The sequence below is a fragment of the Paenibacillus sp. WG02 genome, from assembly GCF_055396115.1.
In genome coordinates this window covers 2,486,649-2,509,116 of the sequence record NZ_AP036016.1, presented here as the reverse complement: position 1 = coordinate 2,509,116, position 22,468 = coordinate 2,486,649, and the positions used below count along the sequence as shown (strand labels likewise).

The 22,468-nt window shown below is 45.3% G+C and carries 17 protein-coding genes; all 17 read right to left on the bottom strand.

Annotated features, from left to right (window positions below):
* Positions 1 to 11: 11 nt before the first annotated feature.
* Positions 12 to 3,068, bottom strand: coding sequence for an efflux RND transporter permease subunit (locus ACBP55_RS11285; protein WP_464651567.1), 3,057 nt, complete (start codon positions 3,066 to 3,068; stop codon positions 12 to 14).
* Between the two features lie 109 nt (positions 3,069 to 3,177).
* Positions 3,178 to 4,245 (bottom strand): alkaline phosphatase family protein, encoded by a 1,068-nt coding sequence (locus ACBP55_RS11280; RefSeq protein WP_464651566.1) that lies wholly within the window; start codon positions 4,243 to 4,245, stop codon positions 3,178 to 3,180.
* Positions 4,246 to 4,256: 11 nt separating this feature from the next.
* A complete protein-coding gene (locus ACBP55_RS11275) occupies positions 4,257 to 5,669 on the bottom strand; it encodes a YncE family protein (RefSeq protein WP_464651564.1) in 1,413 nt (470 codons plus the stop codon).
* 609 nt (positions 5,670 to 6,278) lie between these two features.
* Positions 6,279 to 7,931, bottom strand: a complete 1,653-nt coding sequence (locus tag ACBP55_RS11270; RefSeq protein ID WP_464651563.1) for an ABC transporter permease — start codon at positions 7,929 to 7,931, stop codon at positions 6,279 to 6,281.
* Entirely contained in the window at positions 7,924 to 9,048 is a 1,125-nt protein-coding gene (locus ACBP55_RS11265) for an ABC transporter ATP-binding protein (protein ID WP_464651562.1), read from the bottom strand. Before ACBP55_RS11265 ends, ACBP55_RS11270 begins: the two co-directional genes overlap by 8 nt.
* A 95-nt stretch (positions 9,049 to 9,143) precedes the next feature.
* A complete protein-coding gene (locus ACBP55_RS11260) occupies positions 9,144 to 10,232 on the bottom strand; it encodes an ABC transporter substrate-binding protein (protein WP_464651560.1) in 1,089 nt (362 codons plus the stop codon).
* Between the two features lie 205 nt (positions 10,233 to 10,437).
* Complete coding sequence (locus ACBP55_RS11255; RefSeq protein WP_464651559.1) at positions 10,438 to 11,238, bottom strand: PHP domain-containing protein; 801 nt, start codon at positions 11,236 to 11,238, stop codon at positions 10,438 to 10,440.
* Between the two features lie 146 nt (positions 11,239 to 11,384).
* A complete protein-coding gene (locus ACBP55_RS11250; protein WP_464651557.1) occupies positions 11,385 to 12,209 on the bottom strand; it encodes a response regulator transcription factor in 825 nt (274 codons plus the stop codon).
* Positions 12,187 to 13,911, bottom strand: a complete 1,725-nt coding sequence (locus ACBP55_RS11245; protein WP_464651555.1) for a cache domain-containing sensor histidine kinase — start codon at positions 13,909 to 13,911, stop codon at positions 12,187 to 12,189. Before ACBP55_RS11245 ends, ACBP55_RS11250 begins: the two co-directional genes overlap by 23 nt.
* 390 nt (positions 13,912 to 14,301) lie before the next feature.
* Positions 14,302 to 15,714, bottom strand: coding sequence for a group II intron reverse transcriptase/maturase (gene ltrA, locus ACBP55_RS11240; RefSeq protein WP_464644332.1), 1,413 nt, complete (start codon positions 15,712 to 15,714; stop codon positions 14,302 to 14,304).
* 471 nt (positions 15,715 to 16,185) lie between these two features.
* A complete protein-coding gene (locus ACBP55_RS11235; protein ID WP_464651554.1) occupies positions 16,186 to 17,247 on the bottom strand; it encodes an aldose 1-epimerase in 1,062 nt (353 codons plus the stop codon).
* Between the two features lie 7 nt (positions 17,248 to 17,254).
* Positions 17,255 to 18,034: a glucose 1-dehydrogenase gene (locus ACBP55_RS11230; protein ID WP_464651552.1), complete on the bottom strand. Its 780-nt coding sequence runs from the start codon at positions 18,032 to 18,034 to the stop codon at positions 17,255 to 17,257.
* A gap of 18 nt (positions 18,035 to 18,052) precedes the next feature.
* A complete protein-coding gene (locus ACBP55_RS11225; RefSeq protein ID WP_464651551.1) occupies positions 18,053 to 19,120 on the bottom strand; it encodes a mannonate dehydratase in 1,068 nt (355 codons plus the stop codon).
* Between the two features lie 102 nt (positions 19,121 to 19,222).
* Positions 19,223 to 19,900 carry an RraA family protein gene (locus ACBP55_RS11220; protein ID WP_464651549.1) on the bottom strand — a complete coding sequence of 226 codons (678 nt, stop codon included), beginning with the start codon at positions 19,898 to 19,900 and terminating at the stop codon, positions 19,223 to 19,225.
* A gap of 78 nt (positions 19,901 to 19,978) precedes the next feature.
* Positions 19,979 to 20,650, bottom strand: a complete 672-nt coding sequence (locus ACBP55_RS11215) for a GntR family transcriptional regulator (RefSeq protein ID WP_464651547.1) — start codon at positions 20,648 to 20,650, stop codon at positions 19,979 to 19,981.
* A 184-nt stretch (positions 20,651 to 20,834) separates the two neighbouring features.
* Entirely contained in the window at positions 20,835 to 21,029 is a 195-nt protein-coding gene (locus ACBP55_RS11210) for an alpha/beta hydrolase (RefSeq protein ID WP_464651545.1), read from the bottom strand.
* A gap of 15 nt (positions 21,030 to 21,044) precedes the next feature.
* Positions 21,045 to 22,349 carry an ABC transporter substrate-binding protein gene (locus ACBP55_RS11205; RefSeq protein WP_464651544.1) on the bottom strand — a complete coding sequence of 435 codons (1,305 nt, stop codon included), beginning with the start codon at positions 22,347 to 22,349 and terminating at the stop codon, positions 21,045 to 21,047.
* Positions 22,350 to 22,468: the final 119 nt, after the last annotated feature.

The window sequence follows — 22,468 nt, the reverse complement described above, 5'->3', positions numbered from 1 at the left end:
TCCCCTCTCTTCTATCCTAATTTTTTATGCATCCACTTATAAATGACAGGAATAACAATCAAACTAATGAATGTTGAACTGAGCATCCCACCCACAACCACGACCCCAAGAGTTTGGGAAATGACCGTATCCGTTCTCGAAGAAAGCGCAAGTGGAAGCAACGTCAAAATCGTCGTGAACGCTGTCATCAGGATAGGACGCACTCGGGACATCGTCCCCTGTAGAATAGCCTCTTCCGGAATCATCCCGCTTGCCATGTTCCGCTCAATCTTATCGACGAGTACAATGCCGTTGGTGACCACAATACCCACGAGCATTAAGATCCCGATAAATGCGGCAAGATTCCACTGCATGCCGAATACAACCATTCCCCATACCGAGCCAATGACGGATAGCGGAATGCATACGAGTACCGAGAGAGGAGCCTTCCATCCCCGAAAGACCGTACTCACAATCAGGAGAACGAGAATAACCGAAATCGACAAGGCTATTGCCATTTCCATGATCATTTGTTGCACCTGTCCGGAGATCCCTCCGAACGAATAGCTCACTCCTCTTGGAAGCGTTAATCCTTCAAGTAGACTTTGCGTTTGGCTGGTCACCTTCTCCACATCGTTGGATACAATATTGGCTGTAACCACTGCAAAAGGTTGACCGTCCCGATCCCGATATACGGATAGTTCGTTGTTTGGAGCGAGAGAAGTAAGCTGCTGTAAGCTTATGGTATGCCCATCCTTGGATTGGAACGTTTCACCCGATAATAAAGCCAAGACGTCCTTCCCGGATTGTTTTGAGGTAGCATCGAGATCCGTGTTGATGATCAATGGTATACGTTGATCGCCTGCGGCTATATCTATCCTTGTTCCCTGGGATACATACGGCTGAATCCGATTTAGAATGTCCTCTACTTTGATCCCATTGCGTTTGATTTGATCTTCGTTAAGAGATAAGTGGTAGGCGGGACCGCTTTCCGTATCATTCTCAGCCCCTTCTACACTAAGTCCCGGTACTAACGCCAGTTTATTACGAATATTCAGTGCTACCGTATCGAGTTCATTGGCGCTTGCTCCTGTGATGACGATCTTTAACAACGAATCATCGCCTGCTATGTTCCGATTCGTCACTGTAAACCGGGCTGCGCTTTTCAGATTCCATAGTTTTTTATTAAGTTCCGTTACAACGGTGTCCAGATTAGCGTTTGCTTTTAAATTGGCTATGAGATTGGCTTCCTTTGATGACTGGATCCATCCTCCCCCTTCGTCAAATACATCGTCGAACATCGGAATAAAGGAGGACCCTATGGTTGCAGAAAAAGTGGCGATTTGCGGATCCGATTTCAAAAGATCCTCAACCCTTTTCACTTCGGTATCAACGGCCTGACTAGAACTCTTCTCCGGTAATGCTACCTTGATCGAGATTGCGCCCGGACCGCTTGCAGGGAGAAAATTCACAGGAAGAAAGATGGCCTGAGCAATCGTACCGATAAATATAACAACAACCAAACCCACAACCCGTTTTTTTCTTGGAAAAGCCCATTGCAGGATTCGTTTCACAAGGGGCTCAACCGTACGCGCATTCACTCGAAAATCTTTCCACCAGAGATGGGCAAGAGCCGGAATGACAACAATCGAAACCAAAAGCGAGACGATCAACGCAATGACGACTGTCCAAGCGAAAGACGCAAAGCTGGATTGAACGATTCCTCCCACCAGCAGGATAGGGAGAAACACGACGATCGTCGTCGCCGTCGACGACACAATGGCGGGCATCATTTCGCGAACCGCTCCAGCCAAGTGATGAAGATACACTTTTCGATCCGACTCTTGGATTCTTCGATACATATTGTCAACAATGACGATCGAATCATCCACGACTCTTCCCATTGCAACTACCAATCCGGATACGGTAAGGATGTTCAAGCTGATTCCCATCCCTTTCAACAGAGCGGTCGTTGCCAACAGGCATATAGGTAGGGAGATGGCGATCAATAGCGTCGCCCGGACATTTCGAAGGAACAACAGAACACTAAGCATCGAAAACAGACAACCTAGCAGTCCTTCACGAATTAGCCCTTTAAGCGATGCCTGAATATCTTCAGCGTGATCGAAGGGGATCGAAAGCTGAATACCGCTTGGTAATGTACCCTGCAGTTCATGAACTCGTTGATGCACCCGATTCGACACATCGGTTATGTTCGACGAAGGACTCTTCAGCACGTCCAGGATGACACTTGGTTTTCCATCCATACGAGAAATTGTCTGCAGGTCGACCATCGACGGGGAAACTTCTGCCACGGCAGAAAGAGGGATCGTCTTCCCGTCAGACCCCTGAATCCGGGTCTCGCTTAGATCTTGAGCGCTTACCCCCCAACCTGTGACTCGAACAGGAATTGTAATCTGGCTGCTAACAATCTTCCCTTGAGGAAAGTCCTTGCCGGGCGATGCCAGAGATCGTTTGACATCATCCAAGGTGAACCCCATCTTCTCCAGATCTTTCATCCGAATTGTCACCGCAAATCCGTTATTCCCCCCGCCGGTCACACGTATTTCACTTACTCCCGGCACACTTTTCAACTGATTGACCAGTTCGTTTTGAAGCGAAGTGCGGAGGCCATTTTCATCCGTTTGATCAGACTGGCCTGCCAGGCTAATCCTCATCATCGGGAAGGAGCTGGTGCTCACCCGAGTGACAAGAGGCTTGTCCACGCCGGAAGGAAAAGTAAGACCGGCCATAGCCTGCTTGACCTCATCTTCGGCCTTTTCCATATCATATTGAAAAGGAAAATAGAGGCTGCATAACAAACCGCCGTTGAAGGAACTGGTCTCCACCGACTCTAATCCGTTCATGTTGCTTACCGCCTGCTCCATCACTCCCGCTAAACTGGCTTTCACTTGAGCGGCTTGATAATTGTCTGCGCGCACACTGATCATGAGCGTAGAATTATTGATGGGAGGGAGGTAATCGCGTTCCATCTTATAGGCGGACATCCCGCCCCAACCCATGATGAGCAAAATCGATACGACAACTAAAACCGAACGTTTCATAACTGCTTCTATCATTGGTTGCATAATGGACCGGGCTTCTGCTTAAGGCCCGTTATTCACGTCCTTTTTTTAGTCTGAAAAGCGTTAGAGTGACAGTTCCTATACCTTTTCTGAAGACGCTACGCCGATGATTCTACCAGAGTAACTTGCCCTTCTTGCTTCCAGCATTTTCTTCAGCTTCATTTTCACCGCCGAAGATATGGTTCTTCGAAGCAGGCATAGGGATATTCGGTCCCTTGATGGCCCTCCAGAGCTCCTCGCTGAGCTTCTGTTCGTCGACCATGTCAGGTTCAACGGGATTCATATCATATTCCATCGCCATGGAAGGGGAGACCGGTGCTGTCACCGCGGTGTAAGTGTTGAAGTTCGGCTTGTCCCCAAAAGAGTAGATCATCGGCATAGCTGCGGCGTCAAATTGGGTGAGCGGGCCCATGCCTACGAACAGCTCCATGGTACGCAGCATCGACACTTGGCTGTATAAGTGTGAGTCGACGATGCCCCGCTGCGTGTAGGGACTAATCACCTGGGCAATCGTCCGATGTGCATCGACATGGTCAAAACCGGCCTGCGCGTCATCTTCTAGAACGAAGATCGCTGTGTCGTTCCAATACTTTGAGTGCGACACCGTGTCGACGATCTTGCCCAGCGCCAGATCGTTATCCGCAACCATCGCCTTCGCCGTCGCCGCTCCTGAGGTGTGGTCGTTCGGCAGGCGGATGAACTGCATGGTCGGCAGTTGATCATTGGCGATGTTCTGCTGAAACTCCCTATTCCACTCTTCGAATCGCTGAACGTCGGGGATGCTCAGGCCGATCGGGTAGTCATGGTCCGTATTATCGTTGAGCAGCGGATCGAAGGAGCCGACCTTACCAGACGGAATACTCACTTTGCTGGTGATGATGGGACCCCACACCCCGTGCATTCCGTAATTGCGGAAGGTCACTCCAGCCGCGGCAGCCGCGTTCCACACGTACGCGCGGTTAGGGTCCGTCACCCCCACATGCGAGTCTATTTGATCTTCAGAGTCGTAGATCGCGCCATTACCGCCGTAACCCTGGTGCGTGGCGAGCTGGTTGAACGGGTTCGAGTTAGCGCCGGTGGTCCAGGCCCAGCCGTTCTGACTCACCTCGCCCTCTGAATAGAAGTTATCCAGGGTAACGAACTGCTGGGCGAGTTTGTGCTGGTTCGGGGTGACGTCCATTCCGAATAGCGTCAGTGACGGGTCGCCGTTGCCACGTGGCGTGCCATCGGCGTTCTTGAGGTCACCAAGCACTTGGTCATAGGTACGGTTCTCCTTGACGATATAGATGATGTGTTTGATTGGCGAGCTTTCACCGGGCTCCGCGGTATGATCGTGCCGGGCCCCTTGAAGTGCTTATCGAACCCAGTCACCTTGCCATGTTGATCGAATCCATTGTTCTCTCGCACCATCCGGGTGTACGTCGTCAACTGGGACTCGCTCGGCGTCGGGATGACCGACAGGTAGCCCTGCAGCAGCCGCTCGATGTAAGTATTGTTTGTACCGTTTGGCCCGGTGCCCAATCCCTTGGCGCTGGTAACGAGCAGCTTGCCGTCGGGCGTGACCTGCACGCCAGTTGGATACCAGCCGGTCGGGATGAGTCCCTTGATCCGGCCGAACTCGCCTTGGTCAGAGACGTTTACCACCGCAACGTCGTTGTTGCCGGAGTTGGTGACGTACAGCGTGCCGCTGTCAGGCGACAGGGTCATGTTGGTCGGCGAGCTGCCCGAGGGCGCACCCGGGTACGGGGCCATCGAGATCGTGTTCACGACTACGTTGCTCACCGTGTCGATTACGGACACCGAGTCGCTGTCGCCGTTGGCGACGTACAACCGGTTCCGCTTCGCGTCCAGCAGTACGCTATTCGGGTGGGTGCCGACGGTGAGCTTGCTGCTTTGCGGGGTAAGCGTGAGCCCGTCAACGAAGAAGACCGACAGCGTATTCTCGCCCTGATTGCTGACGTAGGCCGTGTGCCCGTCTGCCGACAATGCCACGCCATACGGGAAGTCACCCGCTGGTGCCTGCGCAGTCTTGCCCGAGGCGACGTCTACCGCGACGAGCGTTTTCTTATACTGGCCGGACACATACACGGTCTTGTCGTCCGGTGCGACCGCCACACCCTGCGGGTACGTACCGCTTGGCAGCGCCAGCGTTTTCTGGAGCGCCAGCTTACTGGTGCCGCTATTCCAACCGAAGACGACCACCGAGTTCATGTTCGCCGTCGCCAGGTACACGTGACTGCCATCGTGGCTGAAAGCTAGACCGGGTGCCACCCCCTTACCCGATCCGGTAAGCTCAACCTCCTGGATGAGGCCGCCGTCCTTGGCGTCCAACACCTGCACCGTCTGATTGTTGTTGCCATTTTTGATAATGTCTGGAACCAAAACCGCTTTACCGTCAGGTGAGAGCACGGCATTAGCCGGGAAGAAGCCCGCAGGCTTTTGTACGCCCACAGGCGTCACTCGCCAGCCGTTGGGTGTGTAGGCAGTGCCATCTATCTGGGGTCCTGCTAACTTATTATAGGCGGCATAAGCGGTTCCTGTTCCCATTACGAATGTGGCTAAGGCGGCAATGGCCAATTTATTACGCAATCTCTTATTCTTCATCCTATTTCTCCTCCAAATAAAACAGTTTGGTTTTCATTAAATTGCTTTTACTTTGCGGTATGGAGATAGATTCGCTAATATTACCATTTCGGAACGTTTCTTTTAGAGAACAAAGAAACAATCAAAAAATTCCCTACTTTTTGTATGTTACATACCTTCCTTTCATTGTTTTTTTGTATCTCAAATAAATATATAAATATATAAATATAAAGATATATTTATATGATATCTGACTATTGTTGGAGTAATCTTAATTCCAGGTAAAGGTTTTATTAACGAATAGAACAAAAGAGTCAGGAGAAAAGGAGCAGATACCTTTGCTCTTAGCTTACGGTAAGCGCTCGGAATGCACGAATTGGATTTTCATATTGCACCTCGAAGGTGAAGTTTAGAAATGTTTACTTTTCTATACTGCTCAAATATCTTCTTTTCTCAAAGAATATCTATCACAGATTCAGGTAGTCTGCAATTCCCAATTTTTACTAGGCGAGAAATGCGCGTTTTGTTGGCGGCACCCCATGGTCCAAGTAAGCTATGCGACCTCTTCCTACTTGGCCCTCTAGGCTCGCGACAATTCCGATAGTATAGACGTCTGGTTGCCTCAGATCATTACACGCTGACAGACTTACTCCCTGTCAATTTAAAGAAAATCAATAAAGATATAATCGTTGTGATCGTAAGGATGCTGGATATCGCTGCAGCCGTTCCGTAACTTGATTTGATTACCTCCGCATATATGGCAACGGACAACGTTTTGGTGCTGCCGGTATAAAGGATAATTGACGCGCTTAATTCATTAATGACGCTTATCCAACTCATGATCGCCCCGGCAAGCACACCCGGCAGCATCATGAACGCCGTAATCCTAAAGAAGGTTTTCACGGGGGAACATCCCAAACTGATGGATGCCTCTTCAATGCTGGGACTGATCTGGTACAGAATGGCTGCGCTGGATCGAAGCGTATAGGGAAGCTTTCTTACAATATAAGCTATGACCAGAATCATGACCGTTCCGCTCAGCAGAATCGGCTTCTTGTTAAAAGCCAGAAGAAGGGTTAAACCAATTACAGAACCCGGCAAAATATACGGTAACATCGTAACCGTATCAATCACCGAGGTTAACAGATTCTTCTTCCTGATTGATATATAAGCTATGAACATTCCCAATAACACAATAATGGATATGGCTATTAATCCAAAAATGTAAGTATTGGTTACAGATTGCCATAGTGTTCGAAAGACCGATCTGTAGCTGTCCAGGGATAAAGACGCTAGAAACCGGGTGCCTTTCGTCTCCAAGAAGGATGTCACCACGACGGTCAACTGAGGGATAATAGCAAGGAACACGACGATATAAATGGCTACATGGGCCAATATCCCTTTAATTCCTTTTAATGCAACTGGCTTTATCGGTCTCAAGGAACTCATTGCAAAAGATTTTTTATTGATTATATAATTTTGTCCAATGAACAATACGACTGTTATTAGCACCATAATGATAGCCATTGCCGCTGAAAAATTTGCCTCTCCACCCACTTCGCTGATAAATTCGGAATAGATCATAACCGGCATTACATTAAAGCCTTCTCCTATAAGCATCGGGGTGCCGAAATCCTCGATAGCATTCATAAAGACCAACAGGGAACCGGCCAACAATGTTGGAGCAATCAACGGCAGGATGATAGTAAAAACTTTCTTAACTGGATTGCATCCCAAGCTTTCGGCAGCTTCGCTGAGTGATTCATCAACCTTCTTCAAGGCTCCAGACACATAGAGATAGATGTAAGGGTATAATTTCAAAGTCAGTACAAGCAGCATCCCTCCAAAGCCATATATGCTGGGAAACTGGATCCCCAAAGCTTGAAAGAATTTCGTGATCACACCACTACGACCGCATAAAATCACCCAAGAGTACGCTCCGATAAATGGCGGTGACAACATCGAGATGATAATCAGGATATCAATTAATTTTTTACCTTTAACCTTGTATGCCGTCATGAGATAGGCCAAAGGGGCGCCGATTAATACCGCAAGAAAGGTTACGCAGCTGCTAATCATAAAACTGTTAATAAGCCCGCGATAATAATATTTTTTCTGGAAAAACTTAATAAAATTGTGAAATGTAAATGCTCCAGTTTTCGAATTTTCAAAACCGCTCACGAGTAAGGAGAATAAAGGGTAGATGAGGAAAACGGCTAATACGATGGCTATTCCCAAGGTTATGGCTGTCCAGAAATTAAACCTAAACTTGAATCTAGTCATATTTTCTCACTTCCTTGATTAAGCTCCGTTCTCCGTCTTCGGTAAACACGTTAATTTGTTCACCCTTTGGAGCCAGATAGAGCCTATCCTTTAACTCATAGAAATTGTCCATTTGGCTCAAGTCTTGGACGAATTCGCAGGACAATCCCGCATCTGCCGTCATATTGTCCCGGAAGGTTACCTGATAATTGATATATTGGCCCAGGAAAGTGCTTTTGCTAATTACTGCTTCCAAGCCGCTTTGTGCAACAGAAAATTGTTCGGGTCTGATCGCAATCATGATGTTCATCCCATCTGTCACATCATCAACCAAGTTATGCATAGGTATAGAATAGCCGTCCTTGAACGTGATACGTTTTTCGTTTCCATTCAGCTTAATCGTTCCCTTAAAGAAGTTGGAATGGCCAATGAAGCTCGCTACGAATATATTGGCTGGACGGGTGTATATATCTCTTGGCTTTCCAACCTGCTGAATCACGCCTTCCTTCATGACTGCAATTCGATCGGATATGGCCAAGGCCTCTTCTTGATCGTGGGTTACATAGACAGTAGTTATACCCACATCCCTTTGTATATCCCTAATCGCAGTTCGCATGTCAATCCTCAGCTTGGCGTCCAGATTCGAAAGTGGTTCGTCCATTAGAAGAACACTAGGGCGAATGACAATAGCCCTTGCCAGCGCCACACGTTGCTGCTGCCCCCCGGAAAGCTTCTCCGGAAGCCTTTCTTTGTATGGATCGATTTGTACAACCTTCATAATTGTTTCCGTTCTTTTCTGCAACTCTGCTTTGGGGAGTTTTCTTAGTTTCAAGCCGTATTCTACATTTTGCTGAACCGTCAGGTGCGGGAATATCGCGTAATTCTGAAATACCATACCGATGTTTCTCTTATGGGCCGGAATATCGTTGATTACTTGGTCGTCAAAAAGGATCTCTCCCGCCTCAATCGAGTTAAAACCCGCAATCATTCTCAGCAATGTCGTTTTACCGCAACCGGACGGTCCAAGAAGTGTGAAGAATTCGCCGTTCTTTATATCAACCGAAAGTCCCGGAATGATGGTCATTTTGCCGTTATCATATTTCTTAACAACTTTATTAACTTGTATGGCTACGCTCACTTAACTTCCTCCTTTGCTATACAGGCCTGTAACACAAGTGTCACAGGCCTGTATAACAATTCTAGTTCCTATCGTGATGGAGTTCTGGATTTCAATTAATTGCTTGTGTAAACCTCTTTAAACTTATCCAGCCATACCTGATTGTTAGCTAGTGCCGACTTCAGATCTTCTGGAACGATCTTGAATTCTGAAACCTGCTTTAATCCTGCTGGTGCAGGAACATCAGCCCTTGAAGCGCGCATATTGAGTTTCGCTGCTGTAAGGGACTGCAGTTCCTTGGATGTCAGGAAATCAACAAACTTTTTGGCATTTTCCATATTTTTAGCGCCTTTAATGATCTGTACAGTACCAGGGGATACGATAGCGCCCTCTTTCATATAGACAACTTCAACCGGAGAGCCTTGTCTGACCGCAGCGGATGCTAACTCTTCATGAGTAAATCCAACAACGTATTCGCCATCAGCAACCCCTTTTGGTACTGCCGAGGAACTTGCAAGAAGCTTTCCGTCAAGATTCTTGGTTAGGCTTTTGATGTAATCCCAGCCCTTATTCTCATCTCCCGCTCCGATGGTCTGTAAGATATTTTCGATATGAGTCAAGCCGGTTGATGATTTGGCAGGATCAGGAAATGCTATCTTACCTTTCAGCTTCGGGTTGAGAAGGTCCGCATAGCCTTCAATCTTGATATCGCCGACAAGCTTCTTGTTCACCAGAAGCACCATCGGAATAATGTTGTTTCGGGTAATCATTCCTTCAGTGTTTTTGGACGATTCAATTAAATTGCTTTCATTCACTGATTTATATGGTTCAAACAACTGCTGTTTTGGAGCTATAACAGACACTGTGCCTCCCCATTCAATATCACCGAGGGGTTTTGCCTGTTCGGCTTCGATCCTCTTAAGAAGCTCTCCTGTACCAGCTGTAACGACTTCAACCTTAACCCCCGTTTTGGCTTCAAATTCAGGAATCACAATATTCATGACATCTGTAGCTGCTGCTGTATAAACGACAAGTGACTTTGATGTCTCGCTCTTTGCATCTTCCTTAGTTGGGCTTGCACTTGCACTCTTTACGTCAGAACCCGTCTTAGCAGGTGCATTCGTACTGCTTGACGTTGCGCTTGTGCATCCAACACTCAGCAGAATCATGCAAGATGTTAATAACAATCCGAAAGTCTTCTTCATTCCCGTTCCTCCAAGTAATCATTATGTATTACATCTCTATCTTATTGAATTAATGCTAGGTGGACAATCCGAAAATATCGTACAAATATCCTTAAAAATGAACTTGTTTGGAGAAATACATTTTGCAGGAAATGCACTCGGCCAATATCAAAACAGACAGCATATGCAAGAGTTACTCCCCGCATATGCTGTCTTTACCTTCCAATCAAACTACATGAACATTACCAACAAAATATAGAGGGGATTTCAGGCGCGCCCTTCCATGCCAGTCCGTTCCACCAGATACTTTCAAATCTAGTTTCTCGCAACAAAGTTCATACCAATTGCATTCTTGGGGAGAATGTTCAGGATAATACGCTTCGATGCCGTCTAACCCAAGATCTTTCATTTGCTTAAACATATTTAATTCTTCATCCAGGCTCAGCTTCATTAGTTTAGGATGCGCCAGAAAAACTTTTCCGCCACTTTTTTTAATAACATCGAAGCTATTTTCAATCGGAGCAGAATATTCCTGTTCTACGAATTTGAAACAATAATTAACAAAACCCGGGTATTGCTCCCAACCGCTAAACAATCCATCCTTCAACATTGCAGAGAATACATCTGATAGGTAAAACCCTTTTCTCTTTCGATTATGGTTCAACACTTGTTCCCAAGAATAGCCGTACTTATGAGCTATATATATTTCAAAAGTATACTTAGTGTATTCTGTAGCTTTTGCAGTTAAATCATCCAACAATTCTAGTAACGCTGTGTTTTTTATGTCTATACCATAACCAAGAATATGTACGTGCTTTTGACCAATGCGAGATGAAATCTCTACACCGGGTATTGTTTCAATATTCGTTCCTGCAGCAGCCTTCATGAAGGCTTCTACCCCATCAACAGTATCGTGGTCAGTTAATGCTACCGCATCTATTCCATATATTTGGGCAAGGTTGATTAATTGTTCCGGGGTGTCTGTACCGTCAGAATGGCAGGAATGCATATGATAACTATATCTCATGCTTCACTCAATCCCTTCTTGTACCCTTTGGCTAGCCTCATCATTCCGTTCCTCCTAGTATTAAAATTCATATTACATGTCCATGTTAATGAATTGAAATACAAAGAACAATACGAGAAAAAATACAACTATCCCTAAAAATGAACTTATATGAGATAATTCTCTTCCTTACGTGACTTCTTAACGACTACCCGGTTACTGGACTTCATAAAATCTGTGGGAGATGTGTTTGTATATTTTTTGAACACATTGCAAAAGTGCTTGTATTCACTGAAGCCTGTCATATCAGATATTTCATATATCCGGTAGTTACCTGTGGCCAGCAGTTCTACAGCTTTCTGAATCCTGTATTTATTAAGGATCTCCAGAAAAGTCTGGGAAGTAACTTCTTTCAATTTACGGCTCAAATAACTCGGGCTGACTCCCAGTTCATCCGCAATAGTCTCGATGCTCAACTTTTGCTGATAATCACTTTTGATTCGGCGAATCGCTTCACTGACATAATTATTCTGTTTTTGTTCGGCTAAAAGATATCCATCCAACTCGATCAGATGGGTATGGCCAATCGTGTTCGTGATGATGTCGTCATAAACCTTGCCTTGCCTGTTGTTGCGATTGATATTCTCGATAACTTCTGCAAGCTTCATTTCATCCACAGGCTTTAATAAATATTCAAACACCTTCAATGAAATAGCCTGCTTGGCATATTCGAATTCGGAATAGCTGGTCAGAATTATGCTTTGGAACGGATATATTCTCAAAGCTTGCTCCACCATTTCTATCCCATTCATGACAGGCATCCTGATATCTGTAATCACCAAGTCGGGTCGATGCTGCTCGATCAATTGGAGTCCTTTCTCTCCGTCCTCGGCATCTCCTACAACCGTACATTGCATAGACAGCCAATCAACGGTGTATACAAGCCCTTTTCTAATAATTTCCTCGTCTTCAACGATGACCACTCTCAGCACGTTCGATCCCCCCCTTGCTAACCGGTAATGTAATTTTGACGACAGTTCCGCCATGATGCTCGCTTGATAAGTCTACCCCATACTTTTCGCCATATATGAGCTGCACTCTCCTATGGACATTATACAATCCGATATGGGAAGAATTGTTTATATTTCCATCCAGGATATGTCTGATTTTTTGCAGTACTTTCGGTTCCATCCCCTCGCCATCATCATTAATGATTACGATCAGGGTCTCCTCACTAATGGCCGCCTTAATCTGTACTGTCAAGGATTGACGATTTGCAAAGCCGTGCATGATTGCATTCTCTATGATCGGTTGAACAATGAGCTTGGGAACAATACAGTCCAAGGCGGCTTCATCCACATGGATCTCATAGTCGAATTTATTTCCAAATCGGTATTTTTGAATGAACAGGTAGTTCTTGGTATACTCGACATCGTCACCCAGATTCACCTCTGTAATGGTGTTGTTGATACTGTATCTTAACAAGTTAGATAAAACGACTATCATCGTACTGGCGGAAGAAGGGTTCATTTTTACCATATAACGAATCGTTTCTAGCGTATTGAACAGGAAGTGAGGATTAAATTGGGACTCAAGCTGTTTAATTTCGGATAATACATTTTGTCGGGCCTTTTCCTTGTTCGCTTCAATCAAGTTCTTGATATCGCCAAGCATCTGATTGTAAGCTTCTGCAAAAACCTGAAACTCATCATTTGTATTGACCTTAAGTTGGGTTTCCAAGTTACCGTTTTGAACATGCTCAATCGCTCTAATTATGTCATCAATGACCTTGGTCTTACTGTCAGCAATTTTTCTCGCCGATAAGTAGGTTGTCAAGGTCAACATGCCAAAAAGCAAACTTAATAGCACGCCTGTCAAAATAAGCATCGATCTAAAGTAACCGATGGAGGTGAGAGTATAAATACTAATTTCCGCATCTAGAATTTCCGTTCTTGTAACATATTGGCTGTCATCCTTTGATCCGACAACGCCAGATTTGTCTCTGAAATTCATATCGATTTTCCCTAATTCGTTGACTAACAATTCATTCGTGCAAGCAATTACATACCCGAACTTGTCAGTTATAACGACGCTCGTCGAGAAATTTTTGCTGATCAGATTAACTAGGTCCCTTTTGTTAAAGTCAAAGGTGATATATCCGATAACACGATCTTTCTTTACTATCGCTTTACCTACTGTCAAGCTTGGACTGTCGGCAGTAGAAGCAGGTTGCCTGGCTAGAATGACCTTCTCTGGCGTATCCAGCATTCTTCGAATGGGTCCCCACATGGAAGCAGCTTCGCCTTGGGCATATTCAGGGATATGATCCGAGCTTTGTATTAAAGGCTTCAGCTTATCGTCAAACACGAAGAAATTCGCTTTTGTATCCAGTTTATTTACTAAATCGTAAAATGAACTGTATAATTTACTGTTTGAAAAATTCAACTCCAGGTAATCCTGCATACCTCCATCTTTTGAGAAATAATCCGCTTGATTCTGGTAAGTACCTATAATGTTTCCTATTGTATCCGCTATTTGGACATTGTACCTATAGTTCCGTGAAACAATCGTCCTGTAAAGACTGGAAAACGAAAGTAAATAACTGGCTAAAGTAATAATGACGACCGGAATAATCGCATAAATGATAAATGATTTTCTAATACCTTCTCTATAATGCCTGAATTTTTTTGACATTTCCTCACCTTTACATTCGATTTTCCTTTGCATATTTTATCACATACATTTGGTTCAGCATGGCATTCATCAAAACTTAATAAGTTTGCAAGATCTTAAAGCGTGCACTAAGCAAAAAAAGGACTCAATCTTGGTTAGAATATTCCTTCCAATGAGAGTTCCTTTTGACAATTAGGCTACTAGAGTCGAGAAGTGGTGAACGATGACAATGACAAAAATGTTGACCATGAGCGCGGTCTGAATGGAATACTTCCGATCATAATTTCTTCACGCCGCTTTCATGTAAGTTCTTTCTTGTATAACGAAATCGGGTAGGAGGCTACCCATTAATTGAATAGCCGACCTCCCACACCACCGTACGTACCGTTCGGTATACGGCGGTTCCTAAGTTTACGCAGTGACTTGTCGATAATAATCTGAAAAGAATAAGAATCCGAGTCCTTTGATCGTGTTATTTCCGAGGGATTTGTTGAGGATTGGGCTATTGGAGGTTCTCCAATAGCTCTTTCTTGTGTTGGCGTACTCCCATGCTTTCTGTTTCTGGATTCCGAGTAATTGCAACATTGCGAACTTTGTCTGCACTCGTTTCCATTGTTTCCAGTAGATCATGCGGATTCGCCTTCTCATCCATTCGTCCGTAGTTTGGAGCAGTTTCTTCATGTCGGCTATTTTGAAATAGTTGACCCATCCCATTATGTAGCGTCTAAGTTTCTCCACACGATCTTCATTTCCTACTCCATTACTTCTGGATGTAAGCTCCTTTATTTTAGCTTTCATCTTTGCAATGGATTTCGTGTGAATTCTGACCCTTGTTTCTCCATTTCGCGGATAGAATGAGAATCCAAGAAATTTGACTCTCGTCGCCTCGTCCACTACCGTTTTCTCCCGATTCACTTTGAGAAATAACTTCTTCTCGATGAAAGGAAGAATGTTCTCTAGTGTCCGCTCGGCGCTCCTTCTACTTTTGCAAAAGATGAGAAGGTCGTCCGCGTATCGCACAAACTTATGATCGCGGCTTTCCAACTCCTTATCCAGCTCGTTTAGCATGATGTTGCTCAGTATTGGACTTAAGTTTCCGCCCTGCGGCACGCCAACTTCGGATTCCTCAAAGCGATGTTCCACGATGACGCCAGCTCTCAGATACTTATGTATGAGTGAAATGACTCGCCCGTCTTTGATGGTTCTCGATAGCACTTCGATGAGCTTATTTTGGTTAACCGTGTCAAAGTATTTCTCTAGGTCCATGTCGACTACATATTTGTATCCTTCCTCTATGTTATTTTGACTTCTCCTGATGGCATCGTGTGTGCTCCGCTTGGGGCGGAATCCGAAACTGTTCTCTGAGAACTGCTTCTCGTAGATGGGTGTAAGTATTTGGGCAATTGCCTGCTGGATAACTCGGTCCACGACGGTCGGGATTCCTAGATTTCTTTTCTTTCCGTTCTCTTTCGGTATTTCTACCCTTCGAACGGCATTCGGACGATAGTTTCCGTCCAGAATGGACTGCCTGATGTTCTCTCCGTTCTCTTTGAGATATTGCAGAAGTTCATCTACTTTCATCCCGTCGATACCATGAGAGCCTTTATTCGCTTTGACCTTTTTGAACGCTTGGTTCATGTTGTCTCTGCTCACGATTTCCTCAAGTAGTCCCTTCTTCGACTCGTTTGCGTTGGTGTTGCCTGTTTCAGTTATCCTCTCAGGATTGTGCACTCCCGCATATCCTTCATGTTCCGCATTATCTTTCTGCTTGGAGCCTTCTGCTCGAAGTTGGCTGCCCTTTATTCCTGTATTGGTAACTTTCATTGACTAACACCTCCTAAGGTTCAGCCCTTCCCTCATATCGTCGACTACATCAGGTACTATGGCCTCTGCTGACTTCTCATGATAAATCTTATTTCAACCGTGATTCGAAATGATCCTCTCACGTCCATGAGATCTCCCACGGTAAGACGATTCACTTTCCTTCCATGTACCCACATCATTTACATTGGTATGTCCGTGTAGTTATTGGACTTCGTTTTGTTATGCAAACTCATCCCATACCTTATGCCTGATAATGTTCGTGTTCCTTGGGTCGGAATTTTGCCTCCAGCTTCCTTCAGATTCCACCTTACGATGGACACCCTTGCTCTTGGCTAGTGGTTGGTAACTACAAACCCCCACAGTGGACTTTCACCACCTAGTTAATCGCCATGCGTGGCGCACATAAAGAAAGAAGATGATCATTCATCTTCTTTCTTCTATTATGTGTCCAACAAGTCGGCTATGCAAACCTCAAATCTTTCCACTGAATGCCAATAACTCTGCGGACATAGTAAATGTCTGTGTCTCTCGCCCACGAATTAACCCTGCGGTATCATTTCGTACAGCCTCGGATAAACCATGCGTCGGATAGCTGGAAAAAGGCTCCAAGCCGATATTATAGTGTCGGCCAAACCAAGGGTATTCGGTCATTTGTCCAAACTCCTGCCAGTACCACAAATACGGCATCGTTTCGGCATCCCACTCCACGCGAATGGCAGCGCCAAGCCCCTCATTTTCTACTTGGTACCATCCTGTTCCTTCAAATCCTTTCAGATAAACGATTTCAGAAGAAGTCCCCAAAGGCGGAAGTACGGATAAATCCGTCATATTGCCGGATATTTCCTCCACAGTCGGCCATTCATGGATGACGCCACGTTTTACCCGTGCGGAGGATTGATCTTCGGGGATATCCAACTCGTCAGCAATCACTTTGATGTTCTCCGGCAGGTGGATCGTGCACCCGGGTTCTAAAAATGGCTTGCCAAAGGCCAGATGCTGTCCCCACATATAACTTAGAGGCACCTCGCTCAAGTTCACGACTTCTTCCTTGATGTCCACTTTTGCAGAGTTAGCGTGAATGGTAATAGATTTGCTAAGTTTAAATGGAACTTTCTTTGTTTTGACCGAAAATGTCACGGAAACCATTTCCGGTGTATCCATATCGATGGTGTATGTCCATGGCATATGAGCCACTTCGCCATGCTGGCCAAATTGGGCTCCAAGATAGGAACTGCTGGCACCGCCATTTGGGAAGATCTCCTGCCACCCGCCACTGTAATAGTCGATAAAAGTGGACTGGGAATCCGGGGATGTCGGCAAATACCTGTTCGGGTTATCGACTCCATTTTCCGTGAGCCACATAAAATCCAAATCTCGGCTTTTCAATAAGAACTCGAAGATTTCTGTACCTTTATCTACCAGGATAGAAAGCCTTATTTTTTCATTTTCCAACACTACTGTCTTCATTCCCATATAGGTATACTGGTCATGAACACGACAACCATAATTTCTTTGTTTACGATAAAAATCCATTAGCACATCATCCTTTCAAGAAGAACGGATACAGCGTCATTCCACCATCGACAAAGAGCGTGACTCCCGTCACATAGCTCGCTTCCTCCGAAGCCAGCCATGCTGCAGCCGATGCAACTTGTTTCGGTTCTCCTACACGGTTCATAGGGATGAGCGAAAGTACAGATTCATGCTGCTTCGAGTCAGACAGAATATGTTCGTTCATTGGCGTAGCAATGGCTCCTGGCGCAATCGTATTAACGCGGATACCGTGGGGGGCATATTCGAGCGCAAGTGTCTCTGTCAACAGTCTTAACCCGCCTTTGCTGGAAGCATAGTGAACATGGAAAGGCTTTGGAATTTTTTGATGCACACTCGACACATTGATGATATTCCCTTGAATGTTGTGCGCAAGCATGTGCTTGATTGCTTCACGACAACCCACGAAAGCCCCGGTTAAGTTCGTATCCATCACTTTGTGCCAATCTTCCAGAGTTAATTCATGGGATGGACAGGTGGTTTGAATGCCCGCATTGTTGACCAGAACATCCAGACTTCCGAATGTCTCAATGGCGGTTTCGATAAGTTGTTTGATTTCATCTTCTTTGCTAACATCGGCACGGACGGCAATCGCCTCTCCGCCGGCCTCCTTCACCTCTTCCACCACTTTACCAGCCATGTCAGAATCGTGATGATAGTTAATGACAACCTTCATCTTCTCTTGCCCGAATCGGACAGCAATCCCGCGTCCGATCCCTTTCGATGCGCCAGTAATAACCGCTACTTTTCCAGCCAGGTCCGTAAACATACTATCCCATCCCATCCATTATTCGTTATTCACGATTGAAAGTGCGGCTTTCATATACCCTAATGCATAGGCCATTCCCGCATGCCACGGAGCTTTGCACGTCATCTGCGGCGTATGATCCGGAATAAAAACACCGTCGAAATTATTTTTCTTAAAGATGCGAAGCGCCTTGATCATATCAATATCTCCCTCGTCGACAAACACTTCCTGATAGCTTGGCACTTTGCCGATTACATTGCGAAAGTGAACGTATCCGATTGCCTTCTGTTTGCTGTACTGATCGATCGCTTCATAGACGTTTCCTTCTGTCATTTCCTGCAGAGTACCCATACAGAACTCCAATGCATTACTTTGGCTCGGGACGATATCAAGCAGCTTCTGGTACAAATGAGGCTGGTTGACCAGTCGGCCGTATCCACGGATCGTCGGCATAGGCGGGTCATCCGGGTGTGCGGCTAATCTGACGCCGGCTTCTTCGGCCACTGGAATGAGCTCCTTGAGGAAATACGTCAGTCTTTCCCATAGCTCAGCTGAAGTAATTGGCGGGATGAAACCTTTCGGTGCGTTAAAATCATATGTCATGTTCCAAATTTGCCCGTTCGGAATCGGCGTTTCCTCCGGTCCTTCCTGAAGGTTGAATGTAGCCGTGACTGCTTCCCCACGAGCGATAGCCCGGTTCACATGTCCCCAAACTCCGGCGATGCTGAAATTGTACCCGATAATCGGAATGCCGGCTTTTCCTACATTACGGACGATCTGCTTTAAGTGTTCGATCTGATCCTTTTTACTTGGGCCATCCATAAGAATATCGTACCAATCCGCTGGACTGAAGTTTTCGATGGCTTCGAATATTAAACCTTCCTCATTCATGGACTTCTTTAATGCGAGCAGGTTTTCATAGGACCATACATCTTCATTCGGTCTCGCTATTCCCATATTGCGGTCTTTGTCCGTAGAAGGCAAGCCTTCGATACCATTGTAATAGTCGACAAGATGGGCAACGATATGGGTACATCCGGCTTGTTTGGCAAAACTGAAATTATCTTTCGTCAATCTGTCGCGATATAATCCAAGACCTAGCTTCATAACAACAGCCCCTCTATAATTGATCAAATGAATTAGTTCTGGATCCTCTTAAAATACGTGTTTAAAAAGTACGCTTTCAGAACCGAGAAGGTTGGACGTTTTTTAAAGAATCCCAAAAGTTTTAAAGGCTTCCGTACATAGCATGCCGTCCTGTAAGGCCTTCCTTACCACATTCTCGCCTTCAACTTTTTCCAGCGACTTCTTAATCACTTCCTCCTCGACATCTTGAGGAACGAAGACAATGCCATCGATATCCGCAAACACGTAATCGCCAGGGTGAATTCGAACACCATCAATTTCGATCGGCCGTTGATAGTAAATAAGATCCACTCTCCCCTTCGAATCCGTCGGCACCTGTCCTCTCGCTGCTAAAGGAAATTTCATTTCCAGGATTTTGGCCGTATCCCGGTTCATACCGTCAACGATTGCACCTCTGCCACCGCGTGCACGGCAAGCTGTAGAGATCAACTCCCCCCAGAAAGCGGCTTCATCAGGTGCCCCTGTAGAAACGACAAACACTTCACCTGGAGAAACGGAGTCGATGGCTTCCATTTGCAACTTATAAGGCTCTGCTGGGATTGAAAATACTTTTGTAGCCTGAGCGGTAAATGAGCGACCGCTTATTTTCAGATTAGGATCAATCAAGCGGAGTCCTGCACCGAAGGTTTGATTGCGGTAACCAAGATCATCCAAAATATCGCCAATAACCGCTGAATATAATTTTTGCTCCAAGAAATCGAAATCGTATCCTGCAATGGAAGTTGCCTTTGTTTGGTTCATGTTTTGATCTCCTCTATATTCATTATTGAAATCTATAATGTGAAATTTCAGATTTACTAAAAAAAGAAAGGGAACTGTTTACAAGGCCCCTCCATTCTCTTGCAAGCGAGCAATCATACTGATCTTACTATTCATAATGTGTTCTTCAAGCTTCGCACAGGCATCTTGCAAATCATAACGCTTTAATGCTTGCACAAACGCCATGTGTTCGTCGTGACCGGAGAAAGATCTCTCATAGCTTTGAAAGAAGTAGATCCTTGCAGCGTGCAAAAAGCTGTTTATGGACCTATATTGTTCCAGCATTCGCTGATTGTCCGCTGCTTGAACAATTTCGTTATGGAACCTGACGTCAAGTTCAAGAAAGCTCTCAAACGGAAACGGCTTGACAGATAATGTCCGTTTAAACTTTTCAAGGATATCTTCAAGCGCTACCACAAGTTCTTTTGTTCTCAGTTCTGTCAAATGAGACACACACCACTGCTCGATCATTAAGCGCATTTCAGTAACTTCTTCGATGTCCGAAATCTTTAAGCTCGTGACAAATGTCCCCGACCGGGGCTTTACTTCCATCAAACCCTCAAGTACTAGACGGTTAACGGCATCCTTCAGAGGCGTACGACTTATGTTCATTTTCTGCGATAGGTCATTCATGTCCAACCTTTGCCCGCCAATAAATTCTCGGTTTAAAATCATTTTTTTGAGCAATTGATATACTTTCTCCGAAAGCTCGGTATGCTCAAGTTCATACACATTCCCTCCCCCTTTCTCATTCCAATATAATTTTCTAGAACTGAAATTTCAGATTTAAGATTCATTTTACTCTTTTTACTACACAAATTCAAGTATGCGATAAGTCCAGAATCTTTATATAGTGAAGCAAAACAGCGGCTCACTTCCCGATATCGCCGGGATGTGACCGCTGTTCTTCATTTATTTATCCAAATATGCGTCGGATCTCCTTGGCGATTTCCGCCATGCAATCTTCCGCCTGAGGGTATAGGCCAATTTTATCAATAAAAGCATGATCCATCCCTTTGTATTGAATCAGTTTCGTTCCGACTCCGAAACGTGTCAATTTCTTCGCGTAAGCCTCACACTCTACACTCAAGTAATCATATTCCGCAACCACAATGATATTTGCAAATCATTTTTTAAGCGATTTATTCCATGTGTTTTGTATCTCTTGCAAGACCTGGTCCGCATTCATTTGTTTTCCAACGTATTTCTGATAAGTGGATATGTAGTCTTGAGCGGAGGCCATAATACTTGGCATTTCGTAAAATTTCCAGGCATCGACTTTTCCTTGCTGAATATATTTGTCGATATCCGCCCCCATAGGCCCTACATCTTCTTGCGACACTTTAACCGTTTTCAATGCCGGGATGAAGCGGAAATCTTTCGCAATGAACTTCTTTGCCGTATCGGAGGTCGCGAACCAGGTCAAGAATTGCTTCGCTTCTTCCTTCACCTTCGAATCTTTATTCACGACAAAACTAAATGGTGGGCTTACATAAATCCGATCATTGAACGCAGCATCTTCGCTTACCGGCATCGGCAATATACCTACTTGCATGCCGGGATTCATTTTATCAATCATCGGCTGCAGCCAGTTTCCTTCTTGAATCATCGCCGCCTGACCCGTAATAAACTGTGTAACGCCGCTGTTATAATCAGTCGTTAAAGGAGTCTTATTGCCGTATTTGAGCGTAAGATCCATAAGCTTCATGGAACCTACAAACGATGAGTTTCCTACGACATTGGCTTTGCCGGAAGCCATGTCTTGAATAAACTGCGTGCCGTTCGGCTGTTGCTTGGAAACAGCATTTCCGAGAAATTGCACGAGCGTCGACAATTCTTGATACGGATTAACGAACGGTGTGAATCCGGCAGCTTGCAATTTTTTGGACGCTTCCTCTAATTGAGTAAGTGTTTTGGGCAGTTCTGTTATGCCGGCTTTTATGAACATTTCCTTGTTGTACAGAAATCCATAGCCTTCCAGATTCAGCGGCAGCCCGTAGGTTTTGCCGGCTTTCGTAATCGGCTGCTTCGCTACATCAAGAATGTCGCCTACCCAGCTCTGATCCGATAAATCCTCCAAATGCTCCTGCCATACGTTCAACGAGTCGTATCCGCCATTAGCGAAAATGTCAGGCAGCTCGCCGCCGGCAAATTTGGCTTTCAACGCCGCATCATAATCGCCGGAAATGACACTATTGAATTCAAGATGCACACCCGGATGTGTCTTCTCGTACTCCTCTTTCATCTTGTTAAATTGATCGGCGAGTTCAACCTTGAAGTGCATAATTTTAAGCGTAACCTCTTTTTTGGAACCGCTTGCTGCCGTTTTTCCTGCATCGCCGGTATCCGCTTTCTTCTCCGTACCGCAGCCGGAGGCAATCATGGCAATCGACGTTGCGATTGCTGCCGTTTTCAGTAATGCATGCTTCATCTAGAATGCAACCCCTTTTTGTTAATTTGCTTTCTGTTTATCAGTGTACACGTCCATCTATTTAGCGAACACTCATTAGAATGACTCAAAGGTGGATAATTATGTTGTTTTCACGAGAA

Coding starts and splice junctions, on each gene's coding strand:
- ACBP55_RS11285 (WP_464651567.1), bottom strand. CDS start 3,068: ATGCAACCAATGATAGAAGCAGTTATGAAACGTTCGGTTTTAGTTGTC.
- ACBP55_RS11280 (WP_464651566.1), bottom strand. CDS start 4,245: ATGGACGTCACCCCGAACCAGCACAAACTCGCCCAGCAGTTCGTTACC.
- ACBP55_RS11275 (WP_464651564.1), bottom strand. CDS start 5,669: ATGAAGAATAAGAGATTGCGTAATAAATTGGCCATTGCCGCCTTAGCC.
- ACBP55_RS11270 (WP_464651563.1), bottom strand. CDS start 7,931: ATGACTAGATTCAAGTTTAGGTTTAATTTCTGGACAGCCATAACCTTG.
- ACBP55_RS11260 (WP_464651560.1), bottom strand. CDS start 10,232: ATGAAGAAGACTTTCGGATTGTTATTAACATCTTGCATGATTCTGCTG.
- ACBP55_RS11255 (WP_464651559.1), bottom strand. CDS start 11,238: ATGAGATATAGTTATCATATGCATTCCTGCCATTCTGACGGTACAGAC.
- ACBP55_RS11245 (WP_464651555.1), bottom strand. CDS start 13,911: ATGTCAAAAAAATTCAGGCATTATAGAGAAGGTATTAGAAAATCATTT.
- ltrA (WP_464644332.1), bottom strand. CDS start 15,714: ATGAAAGTTACCAATACAGGAATAAAGGGCAGCCAACTTCGAGCAGAA.
- ACBP55_RS11235 (WP_464651554.1), bottom strand. CDS start 17,247: ATGGATTTTTATCGTAAACAAAGAAATTATGGTTGTCGTGTTCATGAC.
- ACBP55_RS11230 (WP_464651552.1), bottom strand. CDS start 18,034: ATGTTTACGGACCTGGCTGGAAAAGTAGCGGTTATTACTGGCGCATCG.
- ACBP55_RS11225 (WP_464651551.1), bottom strand. CDS start 19,120: ATGAAGCTAGGTCTTGGATTATATCGCGACAGATTGACGAAAGATAAT.
- ACBP55_RS11220 (WP_464651549.1), bottom strand. CDS start 19,900: ATGAACCAAACAAAGGCAACTTCCATTGCAGGATACGATTTCGATTTC.
- ACBP55_RS11205 (WP_464651544.1), bottom strand. CDS start 22,349: ATGAAGCATGCATTACTGAAAACGGCAGCAATCGCAACGTCGATTGCC.